Source organism: Pectobacterium atrosepticum (genome assembly GCA_019056595.1).
Lineage (GTDB): Bacteria > Pseudomonadota > Gammaproteobacteria > Enterobacterales > Enterobacteriaceae > Pectobacterium > Pectobacterium atrosepticum.
This window is the reverse complement of the sequence record CP036163.1, coordinates 787,608-802,460: the sequence shown is the minus strand read 5'-3', so window position 1 is coordinate 802,460 and position 14,853 is coordinate 787,608. Positions and strand designations below refer to the sequence as shown.

The following is a 14,853-nucleotide window of genomic DNA, read 5'->3' as shown; positions in this document are numbered from 1 at the left end:
CTGCACTGCCGTGAGGCGTACTCATCGTACTGCTGCACCGCGATGGCGCGAGAACGGGGTTCTTCCCTGCATAAACGCCAGCCGTACCGGCATTTGCGGTGCTGGCACGCATTTTGCTCTTATCTCTTCGGGACAGCACCACATAGGGCGCTGAACAACCTGAATAGCTGGCTAGGGTTCCGATCCATGCAATATGGATGTCTGGTCCGAGAGCTGGCGACCTCCAGTTGAGGTTACACGGCGGGACAAAAGCCCGGGAGACAGCAACACCCATGGTGTCGCGCTGTTCCCGCTTTTTTCCTACTCAACTGGAGGTCTGGCATGAACTTATCTCGTTTACTGGGCGTTTGCGTCCTCAGTCTCTCAGCGCTGCTGAGCTTCCCTTCACAGGCTGCGCCTAAAACGCAATTCAACGTGTGCTGGACTATCTATGCTGGCTGGATGCCGTGGGGCGTCATCGGCACGCAGGGCATTATCGATAAATGGGCCGACAAGTACGGCATCAAAATTAAGGTTACCCAGCTTAACGACTACGTCGAGTCGATCAATCAATACACCGCTGGACAGTTTGACGGCTGCACCATGACCAATATGGATGCGCTGACCATTCCGGCTTCGGGCGGTGTGGATACCACGGCGTTGCTGCTTGGCAGTTTCTCCGCAGGTAATGACGGCATCGTACTCAAGGGCAAAGGGAAAACGCTAAGCGACTTGCGTGGGATGAAGGTCAATCTGCCTGAACTCTCCGTTTCTCATTACCTGCTGGTGCGCGGTCTGGAAACCGCCGGATTGCGTGAGCGGGATGTCACCGTCGTCAACACGTCGGATGCCGATATTGTTGCCGCCTTCGCCACCCGCAGCGTACAGGCGGTTGTCGCCTGGAACCCACAGCTTTCCGCGATTAAAAGCCAGCCGGATACCTCGGAAGTCTTTCAGTCCGGTCAGATCCCCGGCGAGCTGATCGACATGATGGTCGTGAACACGCAGACGCTGCAAGAGAATCCGGCGCTGGGTAAAGCGCTGGCCGGTGCCTGGTTTGAAATGATGTCGCTAATGAAAGCGGGTGACAAACCCGCGTTGGAATCGATGGCAGCCGCCTCCGGTACCGATTTAGCCGGTTATCAGGCACAGCTAAAAACCACTCATCTGTTTTATTCCGCGCAGGACAATCTGGCGTTTCTGACCAGCGCCGATCTCCCGAACACCATGAAACGCGTTGCGGATTTCTCCTTTGATAAAGGGTTGCTCGGCACTGGCGCACAGAGTGCCGATTTTATCGGCATGACGTTCCCTGGGCAGATCACGCAAGGTGACAGCGCCAATGTGAAACTGCGCTTTGACGACACCTTCGTTCGTCTGGCCGCAGAGAACAAACTCTGACCTCGCAGACTGGAGAGACTATCGTGCGCTTGATCAATCGCTCCCCCAGCCGGGGCGGACGGCTGCTGCTTGTCCTGCTGCCGTTTACCGTGTTGCTGGTGCTGTACCTCGTGGGTTCAGCGCTGCGGCTGGAAGCCAATCCCAATGACAAACTGCTGCCAAGTCTTGGGCAAATGGCCGAGGCAATTCAGCGCATGGCATTTACCGAAGACAAACGTAGCGGAGATTATCTGTTCTGGCTGGATACGCAGGCCAGTCTGATACGTCTTGCACTGGGGCTCGGCATCGCCAGCCTGTTGAGTCTGCTGTTTGGGATTGCGGCAGGGGCTTTTCCGCTGTTCCGTGCGTCACTCTCGCCGCTGATGACGGTGCTGTCGATGATCCCGCCGCTGGCGATTTTACCCATTCTTTTCATCGTCTTCGGGCTCGATGAACTCTCGAAAGTGATGTTGATCGTCATTGGCGTCACGCCGATGCTGGCACGCGATCTCGAACAGCGTGCCCGCAATATCCCACAGGAAATGCTGATCAAAGCGCAAACGCTGGGGGCGAACAGCTGGGTGGTGGTGTTGCGCGTCATCCTGCCGCAACTGCTGTCACGGCTGTTGATTTCCCTGCGGCTGCTGCTGGGTGCAGCGTGGCTGTTCCTGATTTCTGCCGAAGCAATTTCGGCAGCGGCTGGGCTGGGTTACCGCATCTTTTTGGTACGCCGCTATCTGGCGATGGACGTGATTCTGCCTTACGTCGTATGGATCACGTTGCTGGCATGGCTGATGGATATGGCACTGCGCTGGCTACATCGCCGTTGGTTCCCGTGGTCAGAGGAAAGCAAAGCATGAGTTTTATCGAGATCGATAACATCTGGCAGGAGTACGGCGCCCACGTTGTGCTGGAACGGTTGAATCTGAACGTCGAGGAAGGGGAGTTTTGCACGATGGTCGGTGCATCCGGCTGCGGTAAATCCACCTTTTTGCGCCTGCTGCTGGGGCAGGAAACGCCCAGTCGTGGCGAAGTGCGGCTCGAAGGGAAAACGCTGCCCGCCGAGCCGGATGCCAGCCGCGGTGTGGTGTTTCAGCGCTATTCGGTTTTCCCACATTTAACCGTGTTGGAAAACGTGGTGATTGGGCTGGAAATACCGCGCTCCCCTTGGTTCGGCAGGCTGTTCGGACGGCGTAAGCAGGAGGTGCGTGACAGTGCTGCTCGCATGCTGGAACGCGTCGGGCTTGGACATGCGATGAACAAATATCCCAATCAGCTTTCCGGGGGGATGCAGCAGCGGCTTGCGATTGCTCAGGCGTTTATTGTCCAGCCGCGCATCCTGTTGCTCGATGAACCGTTTGGGGCGTTGGACCCCGGTATTCGCGGCGATATGCATACCTTACTGCTGGAGCTGTGGCGGGAAACCCGCTTAACGGTCTTCATGGTCACCCACGATTTGCCGGAAGGATTCCACCTCGGCACACGTTTGCTGGTGTTCGACAAAGTGCGCGTCGATCCCCATGCGCCTGAAGCCTATGGCGCTCGTATTACTTATGACATACCGCTGAATCAGGAACGTCTCGCTACGCGCCAGCGCGCCTTTACGCCGCTGTCTCCTGTTGTCAGTGCGGCGACATCCCCCGTTTAAGGAGCTTTCTGTGATGACAGAGATACAGGTATTAACAGACACACACGCATCGAAAAATACATCGACAGGCCGGTCAACGTTGGATGAAGAAACGGTACCGGGTGGAGGCCATACCTCCGTCATCCTCAAGCGCGGACAGATTCTGCGGATAACCGATGTGGAAGGCGGCGGCAATGTGGGCTTGCTGCTGTTTAACGCTCACCAGACCAGCGAACGTTTAAACCTGCCGGATACCCTGAAAGGGCAACACACCGCCAAATTAACGGTAGGGCACTGCCTTTACTCTGATATGGGACGGGTACTGGCGGCGATCGTTACCGATACCTGCGGCTGGCACGACAGCGTTGGCGGCGTGCTCAATGCGCAGGAGGTGCATGAAAAATACGGGCAGGGGCGCTATCAGGAATTGCGCAACGGCTTTTTCCGTAACGGCATGGATAACCTGCTGGTCGAAATGGGGAAATGGAATCTCAACCTGCAAGATCTACTGATGGCGATCAACCTGTTCAGCAAAGTCACGGTGAATGCGCAGGGGCAGTTTCACTTTCACGCCAATCATTCTCAAGCGGGCAACTACATCGAGCTGTATGCACCGATGGACACACTGGTCGTGCTGACGGCCTTGCAACACCCGATGGATCCCAACCCGACGTATGCGCCGCGTCCAATTGCACTCACCTGGAGCCGAGCAGAAAGCGAGGATGTTGCCAAATACTGCCGTGAGTTCCGTGAGGAAAATGCACGCGCGTTTCACAATACCGAACGCGATTACCTGTAAGGAGGCCGGACATGACATTAATTGCCAGCAACAAAATGGCCGAGGACGCGGTCTTCCGCCATGTCATCCCAGCCGGAGAACCCTATCTGTTCGAAGTAAAACAGGGGCAGACGCTGCGGCTGCTGGATTTAGAAGGCAATCAGGCGGTGGATACGCTGTTCTATCGCGTCAGCGACCCACGTGAACGCTACGATCCTCAACGTACGATGCGCCGCCAGAATAACGTCTACCTGACGACCGGTAGTGTGCTGTATTCCAACCTTGGCAATCCGTTGTTGACGATCGTCGCCGACACCTGCGGTCAACATGACACGCTTGGCGGTGCCTGTGCGCAAGAGAGCAACACGGTGCGCTATGCGCTCGACCGACGCTACATGCACAGCTGCCGTGACAACTTTCTCTGTGCCTGCCTGCACGATGGTCGCCTGAACAAAAAGGACATTGGCGCGAACATCAACTTCTTTATGAACGTGCCGGTAACGGCGGAAGGCGGACTGACCTTCGAGGATGGCATTTCCGCACCGGGGAAATACGTGGAGTTACGCGCTGAAACGGATGTCATCGTGCTGATTTCCAACTGCCCGCAGCTGAATAATCCGTGCAATGGTTGGAATCCGACGCCAGCGGAGGTGCTGGTATGGAACTGACGCCGGATCGAGGCCGTGAAAAACATACGCGATGGCAGCGTGTGAAAGTGTGGCTGGTGAGTGCATTGGAAGCGAGGGCGAACCGGTATTTTCTGCCGTCGACGAGCCGTTCTCCGTCTGACAAAACCGGATGATTCCGGTGTGGTAGCACGCCTCTGCATCCTTTGACCGTTACCGCGATGGACGACCATCATGCGGATCGCATTTTGGCGGGACGACCTGCCCTTGCATGAGTCTAGCGTATGTTCGACACACTTCTGATTGCTAACCGTGGTGCGATTGCGTGCCGTATTCTGCGTTCGCTGCGCGAGATGAACGTCCGTGGCGTCGCGGTCTATTCTGATGCCGATATCAGTAGCCTGCATATTCAGGACGCCGATGAAGCCATTAGTCTGGGAGAGGGCGCGGCGGCTCATACCTATTTGGATGTCGCGAAAATTTTATCGGCGGCGCAGCGCAGTGGCGCGCAGGCCATCCATCCGGGATATGGCTTTCTATCTGAGAATGCGGCATTTGCCGAAGCCTGTGAAACGGCACAAATTGCCTTTGTTGGGCCGACGCCGCAGCAGCTGCGCGTATTTGGCTTAAAACATACGGCGCGCGCGCTGGCGAAGAAATACCACGTCCCGGTGCTGGAAGGCACTGAACTGCTGGAAAATATTGATGCCGCCCTGTGCGCGGCGGCAGAGATTGGCTACCCAGTCATGCTCAAAAGCACGGCCGGTGGTGGCGGGATTGGGATGCGCGTCTGCTATAGCGCCACGGAACTGTCCGAGGCGTTTGAAACGGTAAAACGGCTGGGACAGAACAATTTCAGCGATGCGGGCGTTTTCATCGAAAAATATATCGAACGTGCCCGGCATCTTGAGGTACAGATTTTTGGTGATGGTCAGGGCGACGTGCTGGCGCTGGGCGTTCGGGACTGCTCGGTACAGCGTCGTAACCAGAAAGTCATTGAAGAAACGCCTGCGCCCAATCTGCCGGACGGCGTCGCTGACGCGCTGTGTTCTGCGGCAATCTGTCTGGCGCAGGCGGTGAATTACCGCAGTGCGGGGACGGTGGAGTTCGTCTATGACAGTGCGACCGACCGTTTTTATTTTCTTGAAGTCAACACGCGCCTACAGGTCGAGCACGGCGTAACGGAGCAGGTTTGGGGTGTGGATCTGGTACGGTGGATGATTGAACTGGCCGCAGGGGATCTGCCGCCGTTGCGTGAGCTGGCAGCTCAACTGAATCCGCGTGGTCATGCGATTCAGGCGCGTTTATATGCCGAAGATCCGGGCAAACAGTTCCAACCATCACCGGGATTATTGACGGAAGTCGAATTCCCCGCGTCAGAAGAACACCGCCTGCGCATCGATACCTGGGTGACGGCAGGGTGCGATATCCCCCCGTTTTTCGACCCGATGCTGGCTAAGATTATCGCCTGCGCGCCAACCCGCGAGCAGGCGATGGCCGGGCTGGATCGCGCGCTGGCAGAGACGCGGGTCTACGGCGTTGAGCACAATCGTGACTATCTGCGTCAGATTCTGGCGGCAGAACCGTTTGCCAGCGGCCAGCCGTGGACGCGCTGTTTGGATGCGTTGGCCTATAAGGCGACAACCTGCGAAGTGGTGAGTGCGGGTACGCAAACCACCGTACAGGACTATCCCGGACGTCTCGGATACTGGTCGGTCGGCGTGCCACCGTCGGGTCCGATGGACGATCGCGCGCTGCGTTTAGGGAATCGACTCGTGGGAAATCCGGCGGGGACGGCCGCGCTGGAGGTCACGATGAACGGGCCGACATTGCGTTTTAACACCGATGCGGTGGCAGTTGTTACGGGAGCGGCGATTGCTATTGAGATAGACGACCAGCCCATCCCGATGGATCGCGTGTTTGCGATACCGGCTGGTGCCAGCCTGCGTTTAGGGGCAATGCAGGAACAGGGCGTACGCAGTTATCTCTGCCTGCGCGGTGGTATCGAGGTGCCGGATTACCTTGGCAGTAAAAGCACCTTCACGCTGGGACAGTTTGGCGGCCATGCCGGGCGTGCGCTACGGGCGGGGGATGTTTTACACCTTGCTGCGCTGGCGGACAGACGAGTTGGTGACCGCCTGCCGGATGCGTTACGCACCACGTTGTCTGCGGTGCGTGAACTGCGCGTGATTTACGGCCCGCATGCCGCACCCGACTATTTTACGCCTGCCTATATGGACACTTTTCTCACCACTGAATGGGAAGTGCATTTTAACTCCAGCCGTACGGGCGTACGCCTGACTGGGCCGAAACCGGAGTGGGTACGCGATAGCGGCGGAGAGGCGGGGCTGCACCCTTCGAACATTCACGACAACCCGTATGCCATCGGGGCGGTGGATTTCACCGGCGATATGCCGGTTATTCTGGGGCCGGATGGCCCGAGTCTGGGCGGTTTCGTCTGTCCGGTGACGGTGATCGAAGCCGACTTGTGGGCGCTGGGGCAGCTTAATGCTGGCGATCGCGTGCGCTTTATTCCCGTCGATCTCGCTACGGCGCGTTCGCTGGCATTGGCGTGTCATGCTGAGGTAGAACAGCTTGCGCCGATCAACATCGACTGGTCGCCTGCCGCGCTCATTTCTCCGGTGGTATTGGATATCGGTGACGCGGATAAGCGGCTGGTTGCAAGGCTGTCCGGTGATACGCATCTACTGCTGGAAGTGGGGGCGGCGGAGCTGGACGTAGCGCTGCGTTTTCGCGTTCATGCGCTGATGATGGCGCTGGAACAACAAACGCTTGATGGCATCATTGATATCACGCCGGGTATTCGCTCGTTGCAGGTGCACTATCGTCCTGAAACGCTGGCATTGTCGCCTCTGCTGGAGGGGCTTTCCTCGCTATGGTTGGCCGTTTGCGCCCAGCAAAATCTGACCGTGCCATCGCGGGTGGTTTATCTGCCACTGTCCTGGGACGACCCTGCCTGCCAACTGGCGATTCAGAAATACATGATCACGGTACGCAGCGATGCGCCCTGGTGCCCAAGCAACCTTGAATTTATCCGCCGTATTAACGAACTGGATAATCTCGATGAGGTTTATCGAACGGTGTTTGAGGCCAGCTATCTGGTCATGGGGCTGGGCGACGTTTACCTCGGCGCACCGGTGGCAACGCCGCTGGATCCGCGTCACCGTTTAGTCACCACCAAATATAACCCGGCGCGCACTTGGACGGCGGAAAACTCGGTGGGGATTGGCGGCGCTTATCTGTGCGTTTATGGCATGGAAGGGCCGGGCGGCTACCAGTTTGTCGGACGCACGCTGCAAATGTGGGATCGTTATCGCGACGTTGACGCCTTTGACGGTAAACCGTGGCTGCTGCGCTTCTTCGACCAAATTCGCTTTTATCCGGTGTCGGCTGATGAATTGTTATCCATCCGACGGGATTTCCCGCTAGGGCGTTATCCGCTGCGGATCGAGCAAAGTGAATTGGCGCTAAGCGCCTATCAGGATTTCCTGTCGCGGGAAGCGGAAGACATCGAGACATTCCGCGTGCGCCAGCGGGCAGCGTTTGAGGCGGAGCGTGAGCGCTGGCGTATTGCCGGCCAATCGGTGACGGATAGTGTGGACGCCGTGATTGAGGAAACGAGCGAAATGCCGATCCAGCCGGGGCAGGTCGGCGTGGAAAGCCCGATTGCCGGCAACCTCTGGCAGGTGGCTACCGAAGTGGGTAAGACGGTAGCTGAAGGGGAAACGCTGATGATCCTCGAATCCATGAAAATGGAGATCCCGATTGTGTCGCCGCAGCACGGCAGGGTTCGAGAGATTCGCTGCCAGCCTGGAGCGTCCGTTCGTGCAGGGCAGTGCGTGGTGGTGATTGAGTCTCAGGGATAAGTCTTGCACCGGATCTTTGCAGGCGGCGAAATGAGGCCGCCTGCTTTAGTGTTAACAGTCCTCAACGATCAGATAGGCGGCATTAATCGGCCCGTGTACGCCGACTACTTTGATCAGTTCAATATCGGCTGTGGAGCTCGGGCCACCAATAATATTAATGCACGATGGCATACGCTCGCCTTGTTGCGCCATGTGATGCAGGTGCTGCGCCAACTGAGCGATACGGGGTAACAATGTGCTTTTTCGCAGTACAAAGAGAGAGGATTCCGGCAACAGGCTGACGGCGCGTCCTCGTTGTGGTGCGGAAAATAGCACTACGCCGCCTGATTCGGTTAGGCCATACTCCGCGTAGACTACGCCGACTTTGGCTTGCTCCGCCAGCCGCAGATTTTCTTCTCCCACGCTGGGATCCCATACGCTGGCCTGACATTCACGCTGCAAGCACGCGGTGATCCCTAATGCCTCTAAACGCCGATCGTCGCTGACGATCACGGGCGCGTGGCCGTATTTATCGCACAATTGCAGCGCGGCCTGCGCTGCGTCGGCTTCGCTGACGATTTCGCAGTGCGCTAGCATGACGTTAGTCGCGACATCTATAAACGCATCACAACGCTGCTGTACGCTCAGATCGGTTAATCGAGTACGAGCATGATGGCTGGCAGGCCTTGGCAACGAAGCGGGAATGTGGCGCACCTTGCGTCCGAGCTGGCGGGCAATATCAGCCAGAAAACTATCTCGGTTTTCCATTATTTCTTTCCTCTTGCCTGATGTTTCTTAAACCAGCTGCGGAAGCTTTCGCCGTCTGCATCTGGCAGATCGCGCGCTTCCGTCCATTCACCGATAGCACCCATCTCAATGCGTGTTTTACCGTTTTTAATAAACCAGCCTGCGGCATGGGCTCCGGCGATCATTCCGACCTTCCACAGCATCGGGTGACTGTTGACGTAGCTGAAGAGTTTCGTGAAGCGCTGTTCGGCTTTTGGCGTTATTCCGCTTTCCGCCATAACGCGCCGGTGCTTGAGAATCAGTGACGATAATGGAATATGGACTGGACACACAGTATCGCAGGCGGTACAGAGCGAGCAGGCATAAGGCAGTTCTTTGAAATCCTGATAGCCACCCAGCAGGGGGGAAATGACGGCACCGATTGGGCCAGGATAAATAGAGCCGTAGCCGTGTCCACCGATATGACGATAGGCAGGACAGGTGTTGATGCAGGCACCACAGCGGATACAGCGCAGAATATCGCGGAACGCGGAGCCAAGAATCTGTGAACGACCGTTATCGACAATCACCAGATGAAATTCCTGCGGCCCATCAACGTGTCCCGCTTCGCGTGGCCCCGTCAGCCAGGTGTTGTAACCCGTCAGACGCGCGCCGACCGCACTACGCGCCAACATGGTGATCAAGACGTCCACCTCCTCAAAGGTCGGCGCAATCCGCTCCATCCCCATCACCGCAATATGCGTTTTTGGCAGCGTGGTACACATTCGCGCATTGCCTTCGTTGGTGACCAGACAGACCGAGCCAGTTTCCGCCACCGCGAAGTTACAGCCGGTGACGCCGACTTCCGCACTGAGAAAATCCTCACGTATCTTCTGACGAATGAACAGCGTCATGGCTTCTGGGGTTTCTGGCCCGTCATAGCCCAGCTTTTCGTGCAGTACTTTGCGGATTTGGTAGCGATCTTTATGGATGGCAGGAACGACGACATGCGAAGGCGGGTCTTGATCCAGTTGCAGAATATATTCGCCCAGATCGGTTTCGATAACCTCAATCCCCGCCTGCTGCAAGACGTGATTCATACCGATTTCTTCGGTGACCATCGATTTCGCTTTGACGACTTTTTTGGCATGGTTAGCCTGAGCAACCTGAAGAATGTAACGGGTGGCATCTTCCTTGGTTTTGGCGAAATAGACCTGTCCGCCGTTGGACGTCACTTTTTCTGATAGCTGATAAAGGTAAGCATCGAGATTGTTAAGTACATGCTCGCGAATCTGAGCGGCATGATCGCGCCACGCTTCCCAATGGCCTAACTCATCGACCATTTTCTGACGGTTTGCGCCGATACGTTCCTGCGCGTTGGCAACCGCCTTACGCATGATGGGATCGTGAATCTGGGTTTGAATACGATCCTTAAATTTAACATCGCTGGTTTTTAGGCTCATATTCTCTCCTTAGCGGCTCATCAGAACTTCGGTGATGTGCATCACCTTGACAGGGTGGCCTTCACGCTGCATTCGGCCACCGATATTGAGCAGGCAACTGACATCGGCGCCAATCAGGTAGTCGGGTTTGACCTCCATCATATGGCTGACTTTTTCTTTCACCATTTCGCCGGAAATTTCTGCCATCTTCACCGAAAATGTGCCGCCGAAACCGCAACAGGTTTCTTCTGCCTTAAACGGCAGTAAGTGTAAATCCTGAACGTGGCTGAGCAGCGCGATGGGCTCCTCTCGCACGCCCAGTTTGCGAAACAGGCTACAGGAGGGGTGATAAACCGCAGTCCCCGACAAACGTGCACCGACGTCCGTCACGCCCAGCGTATTGACGATGAACGAGGTCAGATCTTTCATGCGTTCGGCAACACGCTCGGCACGTAGCACCCATTCGGGCTCATCGGCCAGATATTCGGGATAGTGGCGGATGGCGTTCATACATGAACCTGCGGGAGAAATGATCGGGTCGTCATTGTCCTCCAGCGCGGCAATCACGCTTTTCATACCGGGAATGGCGCTGTTGATATAACCGCCGTTGATGGCGGGTTGCCCGCAACATGACTGTTTTTCGGGAAAGTGCACGTTGCAGCCCAACTGCTCCAATAGCAGTACGGAATCACGCGCCATACGGGATTTAAGGGCGTCACCAATACAGGTAACAAAAAAATTAACATTCACGACAGACTCCCATTACTCAATGTAGATGGATTTTTTATTGTGATATCAGGCCATAAACAGGTAGTACACCAGGCCGACCTTGAGCCCAAGGATGATGATATAGACGCCGCAATACTTCAGCGTACCGGACATGATCGCGCTGCCTTGTCCTTCCATACGTGTTGCCGACACCGCGATCGCGATACTTTGCGGCGATATCATCTTGCCGCCGGTGGCCCCTGCGGTATTCGCCGCAGCCAGCCAGACGGGATCGACATGCAACTTCTCCGCTGCCATGGTTTGCAGCTTGCCAAAGAGCACGTTGGAATTGGTGTCGCTGCCAGTGACGAAAGTACCTAACGCCCCAATCACGGGGGCAATAAACAGATAGCCCCCTCCGGTTACGTCCACCAGGGTTTGTGCCAATGTGGCGATCAGTCCGCTGACATCCATTACCGTTGCCATGGCGACGATGGCGGTAATCGCGATAATCGAATTTCTAAGCTGTTTTACCGTGCTGACGAAGACATTCAACATGGTCCCCAGATTCGCGCCTTGTATAAAACCGCCCAGCAGGCTGGCGATGATGATTAGGACGCCGGGAGTGGCAATCCAATCGATCTTCAACTTCAGCACCTGTGTGTCCGTCAGGTAAAAGGGAATGACGGAAGCCACCTGAGAGACGGTGCTTTTGATAGCGGGAAATAGCGGAGAGCAAAGCAGAATAAAGGTAAAAATCAGGATATAAATCGCACAGGCGCGCAGCAGTTGACTGGCGGAATAGCCCGATAGGGACGCGCGCTGAGCGCTGTCGATAAGGTAGGTCTTTTCGGTTTCTTTCTTACGGCATTTTGCCATTAACGTAACCGCAACCAGGCTGACTAAACTGCCTGCGAAGGCGGGCAATTCGGCGCCGAGGTGGACGGCCACAATATACTGCGGCACCAGCGTGGTTACGCCGCACACCAGCGTAATAGCGAACACGCCGCGAATGGCTTTAATGCCGCCGCCAACGATCGCGATGATGACAAAGGGCAGGAGAATGTTGAATAACGCCAGTTGCAATACCACCGTGGCGCTTAATGTGGTGACCGAAAGGTGAACCTGTTCCGCTAAAATAGACACCGGAATGCCGACGGCACCAAAAGCGGTAGGGACGGTATTGGCGACCAGTGAGGCGATGGCCGCTTTCATCGGGTCGAAACCGAGTGCGATAAGGATGCCGATGGGGATCGCAACGGCGGTGCCATAACCCGCAGCCGCTTCGAGAAAACCACCAAAACACCATGAAATCAGCAATACCTGAATACGTTTATCATCGCTGATACTGGCAAGGACATCCCGTAGTACATCCATGCTGCGTGTTTTTTGCATCAGGTTATAACTGTATATCGCACCCAGAATAACGATGATAATTGGCCATAGACCTTTTAGTGCGCCATAGCTTGCTGCTAGCCCCAGAGTTTTCAGCGGCGTATGCCAGAATAGGGCGGTGATCACGACAGTTAGCGTCAGCGTAATCAGTACTGCGTGGTGGATAGGCATTTTTATTTTGAGAATAAGAACAATCATGACCAACAGTGGGAAGCTACCCAGCAAAAAATATAAATAATCGTGCATAGCGGTGTCCTGACATCCTGATTTTAAGAAGTTAAAAAACAAGGGATACCAACGTGGTGCTATATACACTTATATAATGAGTGGTTATTAAATAATTTTAGCTGAATCGGGTCAGATGAAACAAAGAAGTGCGAAATGAGTGTGAAATTAGTTACTTAATGGTTAATTTAGTTATTTAACTGGGTGGGATAGGAAAACTGAGCTAGTAAACCGCCGAGAATAACGGTGGTTATTGTATTAAAAGAGGGAAAATAAACGGTAATTCAAAAGGAATGGAGAAGTGAAAAACAAGGAATGGTGCGTTCAATTGGACTCGAACCAACGACCCCCACCATGTCAAGGTGGTGCTCTAACCAACTGAGCTATGAACGCATTTAGATACCTCGCTGCCTGTCTGACAGCGGGACGAATAGTAGCGATCAAGGTAAAAACTGGCAAGCGGAAAAATGCAATTTTGTGCGCTTGCCAGCGTGATTGCTGAGCTTGTATCCGTTCCGCCGTTTTTTTCGACAATACCTGAGTGAAACGTTAGCTAGCGGGCGGCTCGCGCTAAAATTCGTGCGGCAGGCTGGCGCTGAAGAAAACGAATTCGCGTCACCATCATCACCGCTGCTGCCGTTAGGCCAATGATGAAACCGCACCAAAACCCCGCAGGCCCCATGCGCGGCACGATAACATCCGTCAACGCTAGTAGGTAGCCGCTCGGTAACCCCAACACCCAATACGCGACAAAGGTAATATAGAAAATCGAACGGGTATCTTTATAGCCACGTAATACGCCAGTGCCGATCACCTGAACAGCATCGGAAATTTGATAAACGGCAGCCAACAGCATGAGCTGAGAGGCCATTGCCACCACCAGTGGATCCTGATTGTAGAGCAGGGCGATAGGCTCACGTAGCAGCGTGGTAAAAATTGCCGTGCAGCAGGCTAACGCCACGCCAGCCATGATACCAGTGTGCGCGGCAATACGGGCATTCTCAACTGAACCTTCCCCTAAGCGGTGCCCGACTCGGATGGTCGTAGCAACGCCAACCGAGAGCGGAAGGACGAACATCAGTGAACTGAAGTTCAGGGCAATCTGGTGACCGGCCACATTGACGACGCCTAGCGGTAACACTAACAGTGCCACCACTGCAAACAGCGTAACTTCAAAAAGCAGTGCCAGCGCAATGGGTAAGCCGAGGCCAAATAGGCGCTTTAGTACGGTAAAATCCGGTCGGAATGCTGGGCGATGAAGGCGGATATCGCGTAACCAGGAAGCACGTCGGGTATAAAGCATCATTAACAGCATCATGATCCAGTAAACCGATGCGGTAGCCACGCCACAACCGACGCCACCTAGCTCGGGCATGCCAAATTTACCGTGGATAAAGATATAGTTGATCGGGATGTTGATTAATAGCCCGATGAACCCAATCATCATGCCAGGGTAGGTTTTGGACAGCCCTTCACACTGGCAGCGCAACACCTGATAGAACAGATAGCCGGGAACGCCCCACAGCAGCGCATGCAGATAACCAATGGCTTTTGCAGCCAGTTCCGGCGAGTCGTTGCTCATCAGATTGATGGCATATTCACCCTGATACAGCACCAGCATCGTTAACACAGAAATGATGGCGGCCAGGAAAAAAGATTGTCGCACCTGATGAGAGATGCGATCGCGTCGGCCAGAACCGTTGAGCTGTGCGACAACGGGGGTTAACGCTAATAACAGACCGTGACCAAAAAGAATGGCGGGTAGCCAGATAGAGGTTCCCACTGCGACGGCGGCCATATCGGTGGCGCTATAAGCACCTGCCATGATGGTGTCAACCACACCCATCGACGTTTGGGACACTTGCGCAATAATGACAGGAACAGCAAGCGCCGATAATTTACGCGCTTCTGTCAGATACTGTTGCACGGATACCTTCCTTGAATGACTTAATTTTGCTAGCGGGATGAATAATCTGGATATGGAAAACGTCAAGAATAAAACGAGAGTGTTATTGTAACGACTTAATAAAAGTAAACCAGCTTGAAAGAGAATATATTCTTTTTGTTACGCTGCGGTTTCGGTAGCGTTTGACGCTCGGTA

The 14,853-nt window shown here is 55.0% G+C and carries 11 protein-coding genes and 1 tRNA gene; 6 read left to right on the top strand and 6 right to left on the bottom strand.

Going from position 1 to position 14,853, the window contains the following annotated elements:
• The first annotated feature begins 321 nt into the window (after positions 1–321).
• The 6 genes from DCX48_04215 (at position 322) to uca (ending at position 8,277) form a co-directional block, all read left to right on the top strand.
• A complete protein-coding gene (locus DCX48_04215) occupies positions 322–1,380 on the top strand; it encodes a lipid kinase (GenBank protein ID QXE13779.1) in 1,059 nt (352 codons plus the stop codon).
• Positions 1,381–1,403: 23 nt separating this feature from the next.
• Entirely contained in the window at positions 1,404–2,219 is an 816-nt protein-coding gene (locus DCX48_04210; protein QXE13778.1) for an ABC transporter permease subunit, read from the top strand.
• On the top strand, positions 2,216–3,007 hold the full coding sequence (locus tag DCX48_04205) for an ABC transporter ATP-binding protein (protein QXE13777.1): 792 nt from the start codon (positions 2,216–2,218) through the stop codon (positions 3,005–3,007). Before DCX48_04210 ends, DCX48_04205 begins: the two co-directional genes overlap by 4 nt.
• 13 nt (positions 3,008–3,020) lie before the next feature.
• Positions 3,021–3,785: an urea carboxylase-associated family protein gene (locus DCX48_04200; protein ID QXE17145.1), complete on the top strand. Its 765-nt coding sequence runs from the start codon at positions 3,021–3,023 to the stop codon at positions 3,783–3,785.
• Between the two features lie 11 nt (positions 3,786–3,796).
• Entirely contained in the window at positions 3,797–4,432 is a 636-nt protein-coding gene (locus DCX48_04195; GenBank protein ID QXE13776.1) for an urea carboxylase-associated family protein, read from the top strand.
• 242 nt (positions 4,433–4,674) lie between these two features.
• On the top strand, positions 4,675–8,277 hold the full coding sequence (uca, locus tag DCX48_04190; protein ID QXE13775.1) for an urea carboxylase: 3,603 nt from the start codon (positions 4,675–4,677) through the stop codon (positions 8,275–8,277).
• Positions 8,278–8,328: 51 nt separating this feature from the next.
• Here the strand turns inward: uca and DCX48_04185 are convergent, their stop codons facing one another.
• The 6 genes from DCX48_04185 to DCX48_04160 form a co-directional block, all read right to left on the bottom strand.
• Positions 8,329–9,024 carry a lactate utilization protein C gene (locus tag DCX48_04185; protein ID QXE13774.1) on the bottom strand — a complete coding sequence of 232 codons (696 nt, stop codon included), beginning with the start codon at positions 9,022–9,024 and terminating at the stop codon, positions 8,329–8,331.
• On the bottom strand, positions 9,024–10,445 hold the full coding sequence (locus DCX48_04180) for an iron-sulfur cluster-binding protein (GenBank protein QXE13773.1): 1,422 nt from the start codon (positions 10,443–10,445) through the stop codon (positions 9,024–9,026). The genes DCX48_04185 and DCX48_04180 overlap by 1 nt, the downstream gene beginning before the upstream one ends.
• 9 nt (positions 10,446–10,454) lie before the next feature.
• Complete coding sequence (locus DCX48_04175; protein QXE13772.1) at positions 10,455–11,174, bottom strand: (Fe-S)-binding protein; 720 nt, start codon at positions 11,172–11,174, stop codon at positions 10,455–10,457.
• 45 nt (positions 11,175–11,219) lie between these two features.
• Positions 11,220–12,773: an L-lactate permease gene (locus DCX48_04170; protein QXE13771.1), complete on the bottom strand. Its 1,554-nt coding sequence runs from the start codon at positions 12,771–12,773 to the stop codon at positions 11,220–11,222.
• A 295-nt stretch (positions 12,774–13,068) separates the two neighbouring features.
• Positions 13,069–13,145 (bottom strand) — tRNA-Val (locus DCX48_04165).
• A gap of 160 nt (positions 13,146–13,305) precedes the next feature.
• On the bottom strand, positions 13,306–14,679 hold the full coding sequence (locus DCX48_04160; GenBank protein ID QXE13770.1) for an MATE family efflux transporter: 1,374 nt from the start codon (positions 14,677–14,679) through the stop codon (positions 13,306–13,308).
• Positions 14,680–14,853 lie beyond the last annotated feature (174 nt).

Excerpts from the sequence above, each read along its gene's own strand:
- uca (QXE13775.1), top strand. The coding sequence starts at position 4,675 with ATGTTCGACACACTTCTGATTGCTAACCGTGGTGCGATTGCGTGCCGT.
- DCX48_04200 (QXE17145.1), top strand. The coding sequence starts at position 3,021 with ATGACAGAGATACAGGTATTAACAGACACACACGCATCGAAAAATACA.
- DCX48_04180 (QXE13773.1), bottom strand. The coding sequence starts at position 10,445 with ATGAGCCTAAAAACCAGCGATGTTAAATTTAAGGATCGTATTCAAACC.
- DCX48_04170 (QXE13771.1), bottom strand. The coding sequence starts at position 12,773 with ATGCACGATTATTTATATTTTTTGCTGGGTAGCTTCCCACTGTTGGTC.
- DCX48_04205 (QXE13777.1), top strand. The coding sequence starts at position 2,216 with ATGAGTTTTATCGAGATCGATAACATCTGGCAGGAGTACGGCGCCCAC.
- DCX48_04215 (QXE13779.1), top strand. The coding sequence starts at position 322 with ATGAACTTATCTCGTTTACTGGGCGTTTGCGTCCTCAGTCTCTCAGCG.
- DCX48_04185 (QXE13774.1), bottom strand. The coding sequence starts at position 9,024 with ATGGAAAACCGAGATAGTTTTCTGGCTGATATTGCCCGCCAGCTCGGA.
- DCX48_04195 (QXE13776.1), top strand. The coding sequence starts at position 3,797 with ATGACATTAATTGCCAGCAACAAAATGGCCGAGGACGCGGTCTTCCGC.